The organism is Stenotrophomonas hibiscicola ATCC 19867, assembly GCF_000382065.1.
Classification (GTDB): domain Bacteria; phylum Pseudomonadota; class Gammaproteobacteria; order Xanthomonadales; family Xanthomonadaceae; genus Stenotrophomonas; species Stenotrophomonas hibiscicola.
Genome location: NZ_KB907499.1, coordinates 1 through 17,696 on the forward strand (window position 1 = coordinate 1; position 17,696 = coordinate 17,696).

At 67.1% G+C, this 17,696-nt stretch carries 16 protein-coding genes; all 16 read right to left on the minus strand.

What is annotated here, in order from left to right; genetic code table 11:
* The coding region (locus G370_RS0104855) for a transposase (protein WP_026346970.1) at positions 1–235 on the minus strand (235 nt) is incomplete at its 3' end.
* Positions 236–828: 593 nt separating this feature from the next.
* On the minus strand, positions 829–3,207 hold the full coding sequence (locus tag G370_RS0104860; protein ID WP_019659581.1) for a methyl-accepting chemotaxis protein: 2,379 nt from the start codon (positions 3,205–3,207) through the stop codon (positions 829–831).
* A 101-nt stretch (positions 3,208–3,308) separates the two neighbouring features.
* Positions 3,309–3,692 carry a hypothetical protein gene (locus tag G370_RS0104865; protein ID WP_019659582.1) on the minus strand — a complete coding sequence of 128 codons (384 nt, stop codon included), beginning with the start codon at positions 3,690–3,692 and terminating at the stop codon, positions 3,309–3,311.
* A 136-nt stretch (positions 3,693–3,828) separates the two neighbouring features.
* The gene (locus G370_RS0104870) at positions 3,829–4,320 is read right to left on the minus strand and encodes a chemotaxis protein CheW (RefSeq protein WP_019659583.1); all 492 of its coding nucleotides are present in this window, start codon (positions 4,318–4,320) and stop codon (positions 3,829–3,831) included.
* Between the two features lie 195 nt (positions 4,321–4,515).
* Positions 4,516–5,289 (minus strand): flagellar brake protein, encoded by a 774-nt coding sequence (locus G370_RS0104875; protein WP_019659584.1) that lies wholly within the window; start codon positions 5,287–5,289, stop codon positions 4,516–4,518.
* 158 nt (positions 5,290–5,447) lie between these two features.
* The gene (locus tag G370_RS0104880) at positions 5,448–7,697 is read right to left on the minus strand and encodes a methyl-accepting chemotaxis protein (protein WP_019659585.1); all 2,250 of its coding nucleotides are present in this window, start codon (positions 7,695–7,697) and stop codon (positions 5,448–5,450) included.
* A gap of 386 nt (positions 7,698–8,083) precedes the next feature.
* Positions 8,084–10,072: a chemotaxis protein CheA gene (locus G370_RS0104885; protein ID WP_019659586.1), complete on the minus strand. Its 1,989-nt coding sequence runs from the start codon at positions 10,070–10,072 to the stop codon at positions 8,084–8,086.
* A 45-nt stretch (positions 10,073–10,117) separates the two neighbouring features.
* Complete coding sequence (locus G370_RS0104890) at positions 10,118–10,483, minus strand: response regulator (RefSeq protein ID WP_005409521.1); 366 nt, start codon at positions 10,481–10,483, stop codon at positions 10,118–10,120.
* Positions 10,480–10,788, minus strand: coding sequence for an STAS domain-containing protein (locus tag G370_RS0104895; protein ID WP_019659587.1), 309 nt, complete (start codon positions 10,786–10,788; stop codon positions 10,480–10,482). The genes G370_RS0104890 and G370_RS0104895 overlap by 4 nt, the downstream gene beginning before the upstream one ends.
* Positions 10,789–10,957: 169 nt before the next feature.
* The gene (locus G370_RS0104900; RefSeq protein WP_019659588.1) at positions 10,958–12,172 is read right to left on the minus strand and encodes a chemotaxis protein CheW; all 1,215 of its coding nucleotides are present in this window, start codon (positions 12,170–12,172) and stop codon (positions 10,958–10,960) included.
* Positions 12,169–12,951 carry a ParA family protein gene (locus G370_RS0104905; RefSeq protein WP_019659589.1) on the minus strand — a complete coding sequence of 261 codons (783 nt, stop codon included), beginning with the start codon at positions 12,949–12,951 and terminating at the stop codon, positions 12,169–12,171. The genes G370_RS0104900 and G370_RS0104905 overlap by 4 nt, the downstream gene beginning before the upstream one ends.
* 4 nt (positions 12,952–12,955) lie before the next feature.
* A complete protein-coding gene (motD, locus tag G370_RS0104910; RefSeq protein WP_019659590.1) occupies positions 12,956–13,972 on the minus strand; it encodes a flagellar motor protein MotD in 1,017 nt (338 codons plus the stop codon).
* Position 13,973: 1 nt separating this feature from the next.
* Positions 13,974–14,714: a flagellar motor protein gene (locus tag G370_RS0104915; RefSeq protein WP_010482457.1), complete on the minus strand. Its 741-nt coding sequence runs from the start codon at positions 14,712–14,714 to the stop codon at positions 13,974–13,976.
* A 103-nt stretch (positions 14,715–14,817) separates the two neighbouring features.
* The gene (locus tag G370_RS0104920; protein WP_026346971.1) at positions 14,818–16,650 is read right to left on the minus strand and encodes a chemotaxis protein CheA; all 1,833 of its coding nucleotides are present in this window, start codon (positions 16,648–16,650) and stop codon (positions 14,818–14,820) included.
* A gap of 2 nt (positions 16,651–16,652) precedes the next feature.
* On the minus strand, positions 16,653–17,258 hold the full coding sequence (locus G370_RS0104925; RefSeq protein ID WP_019659591.1) for a protein phosphatase CheZ: 606 nt from the start codon (positions 17,256–17,258) through the stop codon (positions 16,653–16,655).
* Positions 17,258–17,650 (minus strand): chemotaxis response regulator CheY, encoded by a 393-nt coding sequence (gene cheY, locus G370_RS0104930; protein WP_019659592.1) that lies wholly within the window; start codon positions 17,648–17,650, stop codon positions 17,258–17,260. Before cheY ends, G370_RS0104925 begins: the two co-directional genes overlap by 1 nt.
* Between the last annotated feature and the right edge of the window lie 46 nt (positions 17,651–17,696).

Here is a 17,696-nt window from a genome sequence, read left to right on the forward strand (position 1 = left end):
GCCCGGACATACCGTCCTGGCTCATTTTTTCCAGGACAGCCAACTTGAACGGGAGGTCATAGAACCGGGCCTGGCGATGAAATCCGCGCCAACCATACAGCCGATAGGTCGCCACCCAGCGCCTGACCGTGGAGGCCTCCAGGCTGTGGCGACGAGCAACGGCTTTGACTGATGTGGAGGTCTTGCAGGCCTCTTTGGCGACCTGCAGTTTGAAACGAGCGTCGTATCTGTTCATGTATCCCTCGGGGTTGGATCTGGCGTCCAACTCCCGGGGGTCACTTCATGGACGGGTTTACGGCGTCCCCCGCAACCGGACTCACCCCGCCATCCCACCCTGGCCCGGCCCATTCGATATCCCGGCGTCGGACGGCAAGAGCGTTGGGTTTCCAAGTGGAAAGAGGGGTCAGATCCGTTTTCCGCAGGAAAACGGATCTGACCCCGGAAGTGACCTGGCTTTTGTTTTTTGCTTTTCTTTCTTCAATCCGGGGTGGACGCGCACGGAAATTTTCCGTGGCCGGGAGGGTGGGCTACGCAGGGGCGTGAGCCGCATGGGCCCGAGGCATGCCTCGGGCGGGTTGGGCAGGACGCCCAACCCCGGTCTTGCCGTGTGCGCAGGACAGCGCACACGAGCAAGCGGCGACCGAGCCTACAAGGACGTATTCACGGCGTCCCCTGCGCAGCCCACCCTCCCGGCCTGCCCTCAGCAGCCCAGCACTTCGACCGACCACCCCGAGGGGCTTCGCCGTTGGCTGGATAATCAGATATCCCGTAAACAAAAACGCCCCAGCACAGGGCCAGGGCGTTCTCGTACCTCAGGTCAGGCAGGCATCAGAATTCCTGCCAGTCCCCGTCGGCCAGTTCCGTGGCCATCGGGCGACCACCCGCGCTGCGGCGGGCGGGCGGGGCGGCCGGAGCCGGTGCCGCCGATGCGGCAGCACGCGGGGCCGGGGCCGCGGCGACGCGCGGTGCAACCACGGTATCGGCTTCGTCGACCACGAAGATCGACACGGCCTCGCTGAGGTGGCCGGCCTGTTCTTCCATGGCACGGGCGGCGGCGGTGGCTTCCTCCACCAGAGCAGCATTCTGCTGCGTGGTTTCGTCCATCTGCACCACGGTCTGGTTGACCTGCTCGATGCCGGCGCTCTGTTCCTGCGAAGCGGCGGAGATCTCGGCCATGATGTCGGTCACGCGCTGCACCGAGGCGACGATCTCGCCCATGGTGGCGCCAGCCTTGTGCACCAGCGCCGAGCCATCGTTCACCTTGCCGACCGAGTCGTCGATCAGGCCCTTGATTTCCTTGGCGGCGGCGGCCGAGCGCTGGGCGAGGGTACGCACTTCGCTGGCAACCACGGCGAAGCCACGGCCCTGTTCGCCGGCACGGGCGGCTTCCACCGCGGCGTTCAGTGCCAGGATGTTGGTCTGGAACGCGATGCCGTCGATGACGCTGATGATCTCGGCGATTTTCTTCGACGAGGCTTCGATGGCCGACATGGTGGTAACCACCTGGCCCACCACCTCACCGCCCTGCGAGGCGACGCCATGGGCGCCGATGGCGAGCTGGTTGGCCTGGCGGGCGTGTTCGGCGTTCTGGCGCACGGTGGAGGTCAGTTCCTCCATCGAGGCTGCGGTTTCTTCCAGATTGGCGGCCTGCTGTTCGGTACGGCGCGACAGATCGCTGTTGCCCGAGGCGATCTCGCCGGCGGCCGAGCTGATCGCGCGGCTGGACTGCTTGATGCGGGTGACGATCTCGCTCAGCTGCGCGGCCGTGGCGTTGGCATCGTCGCGCATACGGGCGAACACACCCTGGTAGTCGCCATGCATGCGCACGGTCAGGTCACCCTGCGACAGTGCGGCGAGCAGGCCGGAGATCTGTTCGATGCTGCCGGCGTTGGCGTCCAGCAGGCCGTTGATCTGCTGGGCCAGCTGCAGGAAGAAGCCTTCTTTGTCGGTAGCATCGATGCGGCCGGACAGGTCGCCGGCGGCGGCCTGGGCGATCACGCGGGCCACTTCCGCTTCAACCTGCGCTTCCTGGGTACGGTCGCGCCATTCCACCACGTAGCCGACAGTGTCACCGTCCTCATTGCGGATGGTCGAGACGACCTGGGCAAACTGGGCGTCGCCATACTGCATCGGGCGGCGGGCGACACCGTGCGCCTTCAGGTTGCCCAGCAGGGTCTGGTCCATTTCGCCACGGTGCTCAAGCACGGTGACCGGCTTGCCGATCAGCGAGGCCTGGGCATCGAAGTCCGGCAGGTCGCGGCGCACGTCGTCCTGGTACTGGCTCAGGGTCTGCTGCAGGGCGCGATTGGTGTAAACGATGGTGTTGCTGGTATCAGTCAGGTACACGCCGGTGGAGCTGTAATCCAGCGCGGTGCGGATGCGCAGGTTCTCGCGGGCGACCGCCTGGTCGGTCTCGATGCGTTCGCGCAGGTCGCGCTGCATGCGCTGCATGGCCTGCATCAGTTCGCCTACCTCGTCCTGGCGGCTGACGTCGATATGGCCATCGAGCTTGCCACCGGCGACGTCGTTGGCGACCGAGACGGCGCCGCGCACGCTGCCGACCAGTGCGCGGGCGAACAGCCAGACCAGCACCAGGCCGAGCGCGGCGCCACCCAGCAGGGCGATCACGGTCAGCACGGCCGAGGCGGAATAGGTGGACGCGGCCTGTTCGCGCGAGGCGCGGGCCAGACGGTTGTCTTCGGCGATCAGCGCTTCCAGTGCCGAGGCGGCCTTGCGGTGCTTGGTGCGGGTTTCGCCGACGAAGGTATCGATGGCATCGTCCGGCAGGTCCAGTTCCAGCATCTCGGTGACACTGTCATAGGAGGCCAGGGCGTCCTTCCACTCCTTGGCGAACGTGTCGAACAGCTTCTTCTGCTGCGCGTTGTCGACCAGCTTCGGGTACTCCTTGATCGACTTGTCCATGCTCGCGCGCAGCTCGACGCCCTGCTTGCGCGCATCGGACTTGACGTCGTCGCTGGCCCGGATCAGTTGCTGGTAGGCGGCATTGCGGTATTCGCCCAGCATGCCGCGCATCTCGCCGGCGAGGCGGATGCTCTCCATGCGTGAACCGGCCAGCTCGGTGGTGACGTTGTTCAGCGAATGCAGGCCGCGATAGGCGACGATGCCCTGCAACAGCATCACCAGCAGGAGGACGCCGAAAGTCAGCAGCAGCTTCGGCATCAGTTTCAGGTTGTTGATCCACGGCATGGGCGTTGCGAGCTCCTAAGGCAGACGCGCCCGGGCATCGGGCCCGGTTGCAGCAGAAACCACGCCGGCACCAGCACCGGCGTGGTCCGACGGACAGCGGATTACTTGATGTTGGCCAGCTTCAGGCCAGCCGGCGAGCTGACTTCGATTTCCGCGCGCGAGGCGTCACGCTGGATCTTGCCGATCACGCACACGGTCTTGCCTTCCAGGGTTTCCAGCGGGAAGGAGAACTTGCTGCGGTTCTCGCCGGCGATGCGGGCCGAGAAGGTGTGGCGCGGGAAGGCGCCGCCCATGTACAGGAAGGTCGGCTGGCCTTCGGAACCTTCTGCGTAGCGGGCCTTTTCGACCTTGCCGCAGACCATGCCGTCCTTGCCGACCGAGCGCGGTGCCAGTTCCGGCGGGATCATGTCGGCCGACTGGGCGAACGCGGAGGAGGCGGTGGCGGCCAGGACAGCGGCCGAAACGAACGCAAGCAGGGACTTCATCGAGGTATATCTCCGGGGATGGTGATGGTCGTTCCGGTTCCGCGCGCTCCTGCGCGACCGGCTTCTGTCCCCCTATCGGCACTGCCGGGGAGAACTGAAGGGTTTTGTGACCGGAACGTGAAGCAGGTCCGCTCGATCAGGCAGCAGCGTCTTCGGCAAGGGCGTTCTGCCCCATGTCGGCGCTGTCGAGCAGGGTCTCGATGTCCAGCAGGATCAGCATGCGGTCGTCGTGGGTGCCGATGCCGGAGATGAAGCGGGTGTCGACGGCAGCGCCGAATTCCGGGGTCGGACGGATCTGCTCGGCCGACAGCGGGATGACGTCCGAGACGCTGTCGACCACGATGCCGACCACGCGGTCTTCGACGTTCAGCACGATCATCACGGTGAAGGCGTCGTAGCGGGCATTGTCCAGGCGCAGCTTCAGGCGCAGGTCGATGACCGGCACGATGGTGCCGCGCAGGTTGATCACGCCCTTGATGTAGTCCGGTGCATCCGGCACCCGGGTGACGGCGTCGTAGCCGCGGATTTCCTGCACCTTGAGGATGTCCACGCCGTAGTGCTCGTCACCAAGGGTGAAGCTGAGGAATTCGCCACCGGCGCTGGCGGCGGAGTTGGTCTTGTCGTTCATCGAGGGGTCCTGGTTCTGCCGGAAGTCCCGGTGTCAGGCTCGATATCGGCCCCGCCGGGGGGGACTTTAGGTGCCGGCTCGGAGGCATCCGCGCATGGCGTGCGTCTGCCGAGGATCGGTAGTGCCGGCCGCTGGCCGGCAACGGCAATATGCGGGTTGCCGGCCAGCGGCCGCCACTACCCATTGAAACGCGCCCTACAGCTCGCCGTTGCGGCGTGCCTTGCGCTGGCGGTCGATGCGGAAGATGTAGCGCTGGATGGCGCTGTCGGCGCCGCGCGGCAGGGTGTCAAAGCGCATGCCCACCCGCTTGATCTCGATCCCGTTGGGTTGGCGCTGCGGCAACAGGTTGCAGACAACCAGCCCGATCTCCAGGTCCGGGCCGTCGGGCAACGACAGCACCGCCGGGTAGCGCTTCTGCAGGCTGAACACTGCGCAATCGGTAGGCACGGCGACCGCCAGGCCGCCGCCACTGATGTCCACCACCCGCATCGACAGGGCGTCGGCGCGGCTCTCGCCGGCGGGGATCAGCAGTTGGGGCGAATCGGTGACGGGGGTTTCCAGCCGGTACATCTCACGGCGTTGCAGATGCACCAGTTCGTCCGGAAGGGGAGCGCGAAAGGCAACGTGCCCATCGTTGTCCACGCGCTCCAGCGCTTGCAGGCGGAACCGCACGAGGACACGCTCGAGCTGGGCGAAGCACAGCAGATGGTCGGCCTGTTCAGCGGCGCGGTTGGAAGCCTCCTGCAGGCTGCCATCGAGCAGCAGGTAGTCTTCATCCTCTTCGAGTTCGAGCAGTGCGGTCGGGAACGACCGGTCGCGGCCGTCGATATGGGCATTGATCAGTGATCGCTGGTCGATCAGCGAGCGCAGCAGCTGGCGCAACTGGCGCGGGTTGCGGACCAGGAAACGTTCGTCGGCGGCATCAGCCGCGTGGACATCATGCACTGCAGTGTCGTTGCCGTCGGACATGGAATCTATGGTCAGGGGCGGGCGCCAGCACGCGTTGGCGCGAGGCTCGATGGGGATATCGGCCTCTGCACCGGATTATGAAGTGGGATTTGCATCACTTTCCATGCGTAAGGGACCAGACCCCTCTCCCGAAGGAGAAGGGTCCGACCCTCGCGACATCAGAACTCCTGCCAGTCGCCGTCTGCAGCCAGCGCCGACTGGGCTGTCCCGGTGCGCAGCGTACGTGCCGGGGCCGCCTTCACGACCGGTGCGGCAGCTGCGACCTGGCGCGGTACCGGCGCCGCCAGCGGACGCGCCGGAATGGCCGTCGTGCCCTGCGATGCCAGCCGGAAGCGGGCCACGGCTTCGCCCAGCTGCACGGCCTGGTCTTCCATCGCACGCGCGGCGGCGGTGGCTTCCTCCACCAGCGCAGCGTTCTGCTGGGTGGTTTCGTCCATCTGCACCACGGTCTGGTTGACCTGCTCGATGCCGGCGCTCTGTTCCTGCGATGCGGCGGAGATCTCGGCCATGATGTCGGTCACGCGCTGCACCGAGGCGACGATCTCGCCCATCGTGCTGCCGGCCTGGTGCACCAGGCTGGAGCCTTCGGCGACCTTGCCCACCGAGTCGTCGATCAGGCCCTTGATTTCCTTGGCGGCGGCGGCCGAGCGCTGGGCGAGGGTACGCACTTCGCTGGCAACCACGGCGAAGCCACGGCCCTGTTCGCCGGCACGGGCGGCTTCCACCGCGGCGTTCAGTGCCAGGATGTTGGTCTGGAACGCGATGCCGTCGATGACGCTGATGATCTCGGCGATTTTCTTCGACGAGGCTTCGATGGCCGACATGGTGGTAACCACCTGGCCGACCACCTCGCCGCCCTGCGAGGCGACGCCATGGGCGCCGATGGCGAGCTGGTTGGCCTGGCGGGCGTGTTCGGCGTTCTGGCGCACGGTGGAGGTCAGTTCCTCCATCGAGGCGGCGGTTTCCTCCAGGTTGGCGGCCTGCTGCTCGGTACGGCGCGACAGGTCGCTGTTGCCCGAGGCGATCTCGCCGGCGGCAAGCGTGATGCTCGAAGCGCTGGCCTGGATCTGGCTCACGATCTGGGTCAGCTGCGTAACCGTGGTATTGGCATCGTCACGCATGCGCGCGAACACGCCGTTGAACTGGCCGTCCATGCGCGCGGTCAGATCGCCGGCTGCGATCGATTGCAGCAGCTGCGAGAGCTGGCCGAGGTTGCCGTCGGCCACCTGCATCATGCTGTTGAGCTGCTCGATCATCACGCGGAAATCGTGATCGAAGCGCTGCGCGTCACCGCGCTGGCTGAAGTCGCCCGCAGCGGCGGCCGAGGCCAGGTGCTGGATCTGCGTATTGATGGCCAGCAGGCTGGCCTTGGCGGCGTCCATCGATTCGTGCAGGATCGCGCGGCTGCCTGGCAGGCGGCGGGCGTCCGGAGCAAGGTTGCCGATGGCGTACTGGTTGAGCACTTCAATGGCATCGACGATCGCATCGAGGTGTTCGAAGATCACCGTGTTGATGCCGCTGGCCAGCTGGCCGTAGACGCCCGGGAAGTCTTCCGGAATACGGTGGCTGATGTCCGGGCCGGCATGCATCTGTGCCATCAGCTGCGTCTGCTCGCTGAAACGGCGCAGCATTGCGGTCATTTCGGCCGTGGCCGTAAGCATCCTGCCGGCTTCGTCCCTGCTGGTGGCCTGGGTGCTGACGCTGAGATCGCCGCGGGCGACCGCCTGGATGGCATGCACGGCCTTGCCCAGCGGGCCGGTGACCGCGCGCGAGATGACGATGGCCAGCGCGGCGGCCACCAGCGACAGCAGGATGATGCAGCCGATGATGGCGATCATGCTGTTGCGATGGGTGGCGTTGGCGTCGGCGATCTTGCCGTCCATCTGCCCGGCGATATGGGCGCCCAGTGCCTTCATCGCAGCGAACAGGTCGCGGCGCGCCGGGCGTGACTGCTCGTCGGAGATCTGCCGCGCCAGGACGCCGTCACCGGCGGTCACGGCGTCGCGCATCGCCTTGTTGGCGGCGAAATAGCGATCCAGTTGCGCGCTGGCTGCGCGATACAGTTCACGCTCCTTGTCCAGCGCCGGCAGCGCCGCGTACGCCGCCAGTTCGTCATGTACGGCCTTGGCGGTGTCGTCCATGCGCTTGTTGTAGTCGGCCACCTTTTCCGGCTGGTCGAGCATGCTCAGCTGGGCCAGTTCGTAGGTGCGGAACTCCCCGAGCTGCGAGCGCGCCTCGCCCAGGTGCTGGACCGAGGGGATATCGTTGCCAGCCATGTCGCGTAGCTGCGCGTTGGCTTCGCTCAGTCGCAGCAGGGCGAACGCGCCGAGGATCAGGGTCATCAACGTGGTGAGGGTGAACCCCACAGCCAGCTTGCGGGCGATGGGCAGATCTTGGAACCACTTCATGCAGGGTGCTCCAGGTGGGCAGAGTGCCGGCGTCTGTGCGCCGGTTTGGGGGTGGTTGCAGAGCGAACGGTGGTTCCCGGTGGGGTTCGGTGACGGCCGTCAATGCGAAATAGCGGCGCAGTCTCGATGGACTTTATGGACGCAGATCACATTCGGATGCGTAGGGAGGGCAGCGCGGAAGCGTTGCAGCGACGCGGTTTTCGATTGGATGAAGTGGTTGCGACAGCAACTATCGTGCCGACGGAGTTCACGATGTGGTTTCGGGGTGCCGTCCCGCAGTCATATTCCGTTCCTGCGGAAGGGAATCTGACCCCCCTGGCAGGGCGAACACAAACGAAAACCGCCGCCCCGAGGGGCGGCGGTCCATGGTTCGCATGCAGCGTGGATCAGGCCGCCTGCGGCATCCGCAGCGAGCGCACCAACCCACCGATGTCGACGATCAGCGCGACCCGGCCGTCGCCGAGGATGGTGGCGCCGGATACTCCGCCGATGCGGCGGTAGTTGTTCTCGATGTTCTTCACCACGACCTGCTGCTGGCCGACCAGTTCGTCCACCTCCAGCGCGATCTTCTGGCCATCACCTTCGACCACCACCACCAGCGATTCGCTGCCGGGTGCGCGGTTGCCGTAGCCGTAGTACTCGCTCAGCGAGAGGATCGGCAGGTACTCGCCACGCACGCGCAGCACGCGGCCCTCGCCGGCCATGCTGCGGATGTCCTCGGCCTGCGGCTGCAGGGCCTCCAGCACGTACGCCAGGGGCAGGATCAGGGTTTCGCCGGCCACTGCTACGGTCATGCCATCGAGGATGGCCAGGGTCAGCGGCAGGCGGATCAGCGTGCGGGTGCCGGTACCGAGGCTGCTTTCGATCTGCACCTCGCCGCCCAGTGCCTGGATGTTGCGGCGGACCACGTCCATGCCGACACCACGCCCGGACAGGTCGGTGACCGCATCGGCCGTGGAGAAGCCTGGCTGGAAGATCAGGTCCCAGACCTGCGAATCGGTCGGGTTGTCCGGCACGGCCAGGCCGCGTTCGTGAGCCTTGGCCAGGATCTTGGCGCGGTCCAGGCCACGGCCATCGTCGCTGACTTCGATGACGATATGGCCGCCTTGATGCGAGGCTGCCAGCGTGATCGTGCCGGTCTCGTCCTTGCCCGCACCGCGGCGGACGTCGGGCATTTCCAAGCCGTGGTCGATCGAGTTGCGTACCAGATGCACCAGCGGATCGGCGATCTTCTCGATCAGGCCCTTGTCCAGTTCGGTGCCTTCGCCGACGGTGCGCAGGCGCACCTGCTTGCCGAGGCGGCTGGACAGGTCCCGGACCAGGCGCGGGAAGCGGCGGAACACCGCATCGACGGGCAGCATGCGCACGCCGATCACCGCTTCCTGCAGGTCGCGTGTGTTGCGTTCAAGCTGGTCCAGGCCGGCGAACAGGCTCTCGGCGTGGACCGGGTCCAGCGCGTGCGAGACCTGCTTGAGCATGGCCTGGGTGATGACCAGTTCGCCGACCAGGTTGATCAGCGCATCGACCTTGTCGACGCTGACGCGGATCGAGGTTTCCGCCTCCTGGCTGGCACCACCGCTGGCGGCAGGCGCGGCAGGTGCCGACGGCGCCGCTGCCACCGGAGCGGGGGCCGCTGCGGCCGGGGCCTGGGTGGCCAGGCTTGGCGGCGCGGCCGGACGGATGTCCAGTTCGCAGTCGTCCAACACCCAGGCGAAGGTGTCTTCGATCTTGCTGCGCGGCACCTTGCCGACCAGGCCCAGATCCCACGCCAGGTGGGCCTCCAGCGGGTCGAGCTGGGCGAAGCCGGGCAGGCGTTCCATGCGCGCGGCGACCTGCAGCGAACCGAGGTGTTCCAGTTCGCGGATGATGCGCAGCGGATCGTTGCCACTCATGAACAGCGACGGCGCTGGAGTGAAACCAATCTGCCAGGCTTCGGGGGTATCGTCCACCTTGGCCGCTGCCACGACCGGAGCGCTCGATGCGGCCTGGCCGGAGAGAACGGCTTCCAGGCGCGCCTTCACTGCGGCGACAGCGGCGGGGTCGGCAGCCTGGCCGTGTTCGGCTTCGCGCAGCAGGGCGCGAAGCACGTCCACCGAAGACAGCATGGCGTCGACGGCATGGCCTTCCAGCGCCCGCTTGCCGGCACGCAGCTCATCGAGCAGCGTTTCCAGCACGTGGGTCAGGCCGGCGATGGCATCGAAGCCGAAGGTGCCGGCGCCGCCCTTGATCGAATGGGCGGCGCGGAACACCGAATTGATGATCTCCGCGTCCTGCTGCCCCGATTCCAGGGCCAGCAGGCCAGCCTCCATCGCGTCGAGGCCTTCGCGGCTCTCCTCGAAGAAGGTGGCGTGGAAGCGTTGCAGGTCCATGCTCATGGCAGTGGCGGTCCGGAAGCGAAGAAGGGGAGCGGTGCGGGGCGATCAGCCCAGCACTTTCTGCACGGTGGCGACCAGCTGTTCCGGATTGAACGGCTTGACCAGCCAGCCGGTGGCACCGGCGGCCTTGCCTTCGGACTTCTTGTCGGCAGCCGATTCGGTGGTCAGCATCAGCAGCGGGGTGAACTTGTAGTCCGGCAGCTGGCGCAGTTCGCGGATCAGCGCGATGCCGTCCATGTTCGGCATGTTGACGTCGGTGACCACCGCATTGAAGCGCTGGCCCTTGGCGCGACCGAGCGCGACCGCGCCGTCTTCGGCTTCTTCGACGGCAAAACCGGCCGAGGTGAGGGCGAAGGAAACCATCTGGCGCATCGACGCCGAATCGTCCACCACCAAGATACGTGCGCTCATGCAGCGTTCTCCACAGATTTCAGGTTGTCATGGGTTGCGTCCAGGCCCAGGGCCTGGGTGACGCCCAGCAGGCGCGCGGCGTCACGGAAGGTTGCGGTGCAACCGTGGAAGCCGGTGCCCAGGCCTGCCTCGCGGCGGGCCTGCACGAATGCACACAGCACCTGCACGGCGGCCGTGTGGATGCGGGCGACCTGGCTTGCATCCAGGGTCAGCTCGCCTGCCTGCGCCACCAGCGGGGCGAGGCGGTTCTTGAGCTCGGTGCTGCTCTCGATGCCGAGATCCCCACCCAGTTCGACAGTGCTCATCGTTGCTCCGGACAAACGGTTCCGTGATCCATAACGGCACCCCGGCAGGGTTCTTTAGGGGAATCGACGCGGTGCGCCGATGCGGTGTTGTTCGGGGACGGGAGATGCCAATGCTGCGCATCGGCACCTGCAGTCCCCGACAGGCACCGCGTCGGCGCAAAGCGCCGACTCAACTCAACAGCCGTGTGGCGTCGAGCAGGATCATCGGACGCTGGCTGACCCGGGCGACGCCACGGAACAGGTCGTTGGAAATCTGGCAGATGCGCGCGGTATCAGGCGGCTCGATCTGCGAGTCGGTAAGGTTGGCGACATCTTCCACCGCCGACACGCGCAGGCCGATGGTTTCGCCGTCTTCCTCCAGCACCACGATGCGGGTCTGCGAATCGTCTTCGGCAGCGGCCGCACCCAGGTGCAGGCCGAGATCCATCACCGGTACCACCTGGCCCCGAAGGTTCATGATGCCGAGCATCGCTGGTGCGGTGCCGCGCAATGGCAGCAGGGGAACTGGCAGCACCACTTCCTGCACCTTCAGCAGTTCCAGCGCATAAGCCTGGGTGCCGCAACGCAGGCGCAGCCAGCGCGAGGTGCGCTCGCCGGCGCGGCGGTTCTGCGGATGCGGGCTGCTGGCGGGCTGGAGAGCCTGTGCCTGCAGTTCCTGCCAGGTGCCGGGACGGTTGGTGGCCGGGGCATCCACGGCAACGCGGGGCGGCGGCGCGACGGCAGCGGGCGCAGCCGGGGCAGGCGCGGGTGCAGGGCGCGGCGCCGGGGGCGCTACCACGGCCGGGGGCGGCGTGGGGACATCCGCGCCGCCGGCAGCGGCCTCGAACGCAGCCTGCAGGCCGGGGCTGTCAGTGTGGGCGAGGTGATGGCTGTCGGCCGCGTCGGTCTCGTAGATCACTTCGTCGGGCAGGTCGTCCCAGGTGGGCTCCGGGCCGGCCTTGGCCGGGGCCGTCTCGTGGATCACCTCGTCAGGCAGATCATCCCAGGTCGGTTCCCGCTCGGGAGCGGCGACCGGCATTGCGGCGGCCTCGAAGGCGGCCTCCAGTGCTGCGTCGTCCTCTGCCGGTGCAACGGCAACAGTCTCCGTTTCGTAGATCACCTCGGCAGGCAGATCGTCCCAGGTGGGTTCGCGCCCGGCCGTTGCGGCGGCCTCGAAGGCGGCTTCGAGCGCGGCGTTGTCCGCGGCAGGCGCCGCGGCGACGGTGTCGGTTTCGTAGATCACCTCGGCCGGCAGGTCATCCCAGGTCGGCTCATGTTCCGGTTGCGATATGCTGGCCGGGGCCGGGGCGACGCTGTCCGGCGTTGGAAGCACGACGGCCGCCGGAGCGATCGCTTCGCCCAGCAGTTCGTCCAGATAGTCGTCCAGTACGCCGGTGCTGTTCATGCGGCCTGCTCCAGGGCGCGGGCATCCTCACCGAGGATCCAGTTCAGTGCGCGGCGATAGGCGGCCAGGCCGCGGCCCGGGTACTCCTCACCAACGCTGGGCAGGGTCAGGCCTGCGGCATTGCTGATGCGGGTGTCGATCGGAATGGCGTCTTCCCACACGCGGGTGCCATGACGATCCTGCATGGTGCGCAGCGACTCGTTGCCGGCGCGGGTGCGGCGGTCGAACAGGGTCGGCAGGATCGAGATCGGCAGCGGGCGGCGGCGAGAGCGCTCGACCATCTCGCCGGTGCGGACCATGCCGTCCAGGCCATGCAGGGCCAGCGGCTCGGCCTGGGTGGGGATGATCAGGCGGTCGGCAGCGGCCAGCGCGTTGATCATCAACAGGCCAAGGGTGGGGGCACAGTCCAGCAGGATGTAGTCGTGCTGGCCCTGGTGGCGCGCCAGTGCGTTCTGCAGGGCCAGGCCGAGGCCGGGCTGGTTGGCGCTGCGGCGCTCCAGCGTGGCCAGCGCCGACTGCGCGCAGACATAGTCCAGGCCTTGGATGCTGCTGGCATGGCACAGGCTGGAAAGATCGGCCGGCGGAGCGCCGAACAGTTCCAGCACGCCGGCCGGCGGCGGATCCACCGGTACGCCGAAGGCGCGGCTGAGCGAGGCGTGCGGATCGAGATCGATCAGCAGCACGCGATGGCCCAGCGCGGCCAGGCCGCGGCCGAGGGCGAGGGTGGTGGTGGTCTTGCCGACTCCGCCCTTCTGGTTGGCGATTGCCCAGATGCGCATCGGTTTACTCCTTCATTGCCGGGGGAACGGCGGCGCCGACGCGGCTGCCAGCCGGCACCGGCGGCAACTTCACCGGTGCGATGGGGGAGGTGGGGGCGCTGGCCGGAGTTGCGGCGGCCTGTTCGGTGGTGCTGTCGTCGACGGCGCCGGTGGCCGCATTGAGGCGCTGGCCGAGCGGATCCACCGAATGCGAGGTGTCGGCCAGGATGATGACCATCACCCGGCGGTTGCGGTTGCGCCCCTGCGCGCTGTCGTTCTCTTCGCGCGGACGGAACTGGCCATAGCCGACCATCGCCAGCCGCGACGGCTGCACGCCCTGGTCGGCGAACAGGTGCACCACGCTGGCGGCGCGTCCGGCCGACAGTTCCCAGTTCGAAGGGAAGGTGGCGGTGGCGATCGGCACGTTGTCGGTATGGCCTTCCACGCGCACGCTGTTGGGCACGTCACGCAGCACCTCGGCCAGGCTGGCCAGCGTCTGCCGTGCATGCACGTCCAGCGCGGCCGAGCCGGTGGGGAACAGGATGTCGCTGTTGATCTCCACTTCAATCCACAACTCGGTGCGGCGCACGCTGATCATGCCGCGGTCGATCAGCGGCGCCAATGCAGCGGTGAGGCGGTCGGCGATGCTGTTGAGCTGGCGCTCGGCACGGGCGATCTGTTCCTGGTTGTGCACGGAGACCGGCATGCGCATCTGCGAGGCCATCGACGGCAGCAGGGTCGGGTCGTGCGACGGCGCCGGCGCGGAGGGGCCGATCTTGGTGCCGGACTTGATCACCGAAGGGCTGTCCCAGCCGCCACCCTGCACCTGCTTGTTCCCCACCTGCACCGGGTTGATGGTGCGCGGTGCGCCACCGAAGGCATCGGTGAGCGCGTCGGCCATGATCCGGTACTTGCCCTCGTTGACCGAGGAGATCGCGTACATGACCACGAAGAAGGCGAGCAGCAGCGTCATCAGGTCGGCATAGGGGATCGCCCATGCTTCATGGTTGGCGTGCTCTTCGTGGTGCTTGCGGCGGGCCATGTCAGTGCAGGAAGCCGGAAAGGTTGGTTTCGATGTTGCGCGGGTTCTCGCCCTGGGCGATCGAAATCAGGCCTTCAATGACCATTTCGCGGTCGCGGGTGTTGTGCGAGATCACACTCTTGAGCTTGGCAGCCACCGGCAGGAACAGCAGATTGGCCGAGGCGATGCCGTAGATGGTGGCGGTGAACGCGGCGGCGATGCCGTGGCCGAGTTTGCTCGGGTCGGCCAGGTTCTTCATCACCGCGATCAGGCCGAGCACGGCACCGATGATGCCGAGTGTCGGTGCGTAGATGCCCATCGCTTCGAAGACCTTGGCGCCGGCCTGGTCCTGGTGTTCCTGGCTGCCCAGTTCGATTTCCAGCATGTGCCGCATCGATTCGGGCTCGACGCCGTCCACCAGCAGCTGCAGGCCCTTGCGCAGGAACGGGTCCTGCTGCGCTTCCACCTGCGATTCCAGGCCCAGCAGGCCCTGGCGGCGGGCGATGTTGCTCCACTCGACGATCTGCTGGATCAGTTCGCGGCGATCACTGTGTGGCGGGCGCACGACCCAGCGCACGATCTTGAACGCATGCTTGAACACCGCCGGTGAGGTATGCAGCAGGATCGCGGCGACGGTGCCGACGATGACGATCACGAACGCCGCAGGCGACCACAACGACGCCAGGCCGGCGCCCTTGAGGATGCTGCCACCGACCAGCGAGGCCAGGGCGAGAAAGAGTCCAATGAGGCTGAGTCTATCCATGGTTCCGGTATCGGCGTGTATGAATGGGACTTGAGACACCGGTAGATCGCGTACAGACGGTAGTCACAGTTTTTCGGGTTGCCGGGCATGGCCCTGGCGGGGTTCAACGCAGCCCGTCCACGTCCAGGATCAGGGCCATGCGACCATCGCCGATCAAGGTTGCACCGGCATAACCGCGCAGGCCTCGCAGGGCCTTCGGCAGTGGCTTGATGACCACTTCCTCACGCCCGCGCACCTGGTCCACGACCAGCCCGAAGCGGGCTTCGCCGGCCTGCAGCACCACGATGGTCAGCAGGGTTGACGCGGCCGGTGTCACATCCAGCCACTGGCGCAGGTCGACCAGCGGCAGGGTGTGCGAGCGGCGATCAAGCACGGCGCGGCCATCGAACCAGCCCAGCGAGGTGCGCGGCGCGTGCAGCACTTCCATCACGCGTGCCAGGGGTAGTGCGTAGACGTCCTCGCCGGCCTGCACCAGCAGGGTCGGCAGGATCGCCAGGGTGAGCGGCACGCGGATCAGGAAGCGGCTGCCACGACCCAGTTCCGACTGGATCTGGATCTGGCCGCTCAGTTCGCGGATGCGCGACTGCACCACGTCCATGCCGACGCCACGGCCGGAGATATCGGTGACCTGCTGCTTGGTCGAGAAGCCCGGCAGGAACACCAGGTGCAGGCACTCCTCGCTGCTCAGGCGGGCAGCGGCTTCTGGATCGATCAGGCCTTTCTCACGCGCCTTCGCGCGCAGCTTCTCCGGGTCGATGCCGGCGCCATCGTCCTGCACCTCGATGCTGACGTAGTCGCCTTCCTGCTGCGCCGACAGGCGTACATGGCCCATCCGCGGCTTGCCTTGTGCTTCGCGCAGGTCGGGCATTTCCACGCCATGGTCGATGGCGTTGCGGACCAGGTGCACCAGCGGGTCGGCCAGGGCCTCGACCAGGTTGCGGTCGAGCTCGGTCTCGGCACCGATCAGCTCCAGGTCCACTTCCTTCTTCAGCGAGCGGGCAACGTCGCGGGCGACCTTGGGGAACCGCGAGAACACCTTGCCCACCGGCTGCATGCGGGTGCGCATCACCGCCGATTGCAGGCGCGCGGTGGCGATATCCAGCGTCGACACGGCGCGGTCCAGCTCTTCATCGCGCAGGCGTGCACGCAGGGTCTTGAGCCGATTGCGCGACAGCACCAGTTCGCCGATCAGGTTGACGATCGCGTCCAGGCGTTTGGTATCAACGCGCACCGTGTGTTCGGCCTCGGCCAGCGGCTTGGCCGCCGGCTTGGCCACGGGTGCCGGTGCAGCGACCGGGCGCGGCGCGGGCGCCGGCGCCGGTGCCAGGACTGCAGCAGGCTTGGCACCCGGTGCGGCGCCACCGTGCAACTGGTCGAGCAGGGCTTCGAACTCGTCCTCGCTGATCAGGCCGTCGTCGGCTTTTTTTGCCGGCGCGATCGCAGTCGGAGCATTGCCACCGTGCAGCTGGTCGAGCAGCGCCTCGAATTCGTCGTCGGTGATCAGGTCGCTGCCCCCCGCGGCGGGTGCTGCTGCGGCGGCGGGCGCAGCCACGGCACCCCCGTGCACGTCGAACTGGGCGATCAGGTCCGGCGGCGCATAGCCCGGCTCGGTGCCGGACGACACGGCGTCCAGCATCGACTGCAGGTAATCCAGTGATTGCTGGGCCGCGTCGAAGTGGTGGGCCTGCAGCACGGCCTGGCCGGCGCGCGCCGCGCCCAGCGCCTCCTCAGCGGCGTGGCACAGCTCGACCATGGCAGTGACGCCGAGGAAGCCGGCGCCGCCCTTGAGCGTGTGGTAGCCGCGGAACACCGCATTGAGCTGGTCGCTGTCCTGCGGTGCCTGCTCCAGCGACACCAGCTGTTCGCCGAGGCGGTCCAGGATCTCCTGCGCCTCGATGATGAAATCGGCAGTGATGTCGTCGGATACCGCGCTCATGCTTACAGCCCCAGATCCGACAACAGGTCGTCGGCGTCGTTCTGCGAGACCGCGTGGCGGTCCAGTCCCTTCAGTGCCGGCCCGGCCAGTGCCGGGTCGGTGCGATGCTGTTCCGGCGGCAGGCCGAGTGCGCCGAAGCCTTCGTGGACGCGGCGGACAATGCCGACCACGCGGCGGATGATCTGCCCGGTCAGGTCCTGGTAGCTCTGGGTCAGGGCGATCTCGGTCAGGTTGTGGCGGATGCGCTCGAGCTGCGCGTCCTGGCCTGGCTGCAGGCCTTCGGCACGCAGCTGTTCGGTCAGGCTGCGGCATTCCTCGGCCAGGTCCAGGGTACGGTGGGTGGCCTGTTCGGTCATCGCCACCACGTGGTCCAGGCGCGCGCAGGCGTCATCCAGCTCACCGGCCTCGCTGGGCACGGTCGGTAGTTCACCCAGCGCCTGTCCCAGCTCGCGGGCCAGCCGCGACAGGCCGCTCATCATCGGCTGCGTGCGCAGCGCGACCAGTCCGTCGATGCGTTGCCGCCAGGCAGCTTCGTCACCGGACTCCAGTGCGTCCAGGGCTTCCTGCAGGCGCAGGGCGAGGGCGTTCTTGTCGACCGTGGTATCCATCAGGCGCTGGCCGCCAGGCGTTCAAAGATCTTGCCGAGCTTTTCTTCCAGCGTCTGCGCGGTGAAGGGCTTGATGATGTAGCCGTTCACGCCGTTCTGGGCGGCTTCGATGATCTGTTCGCGCTTGGCTTCGGCAGTGACCATCAGCACTGGCAGGGTCTTCAGCTTGGCATCGGCGCGGATCGCCTTGAGCAGCTCGATGCCGGTCATCACCGGCATGTTCCAGTCGGTGACGACGAAATCGAACGACTGGCTCTGCAGCAGCGACAGCGCGGCATGCCCGTCCTCGGCTTCGGCGGTATTGGTGAAGCCAAGATCGCCCAGCAGGTTCTTGACGATGCGACGCATGGTCGAGAAGTCGTCGACGATCAGGATGCGCATGTTCTTGTTCAAAGCAGAGTTCCTTTGTTGTTCATTCCGGGTGGCCGGGGGCAGCCGC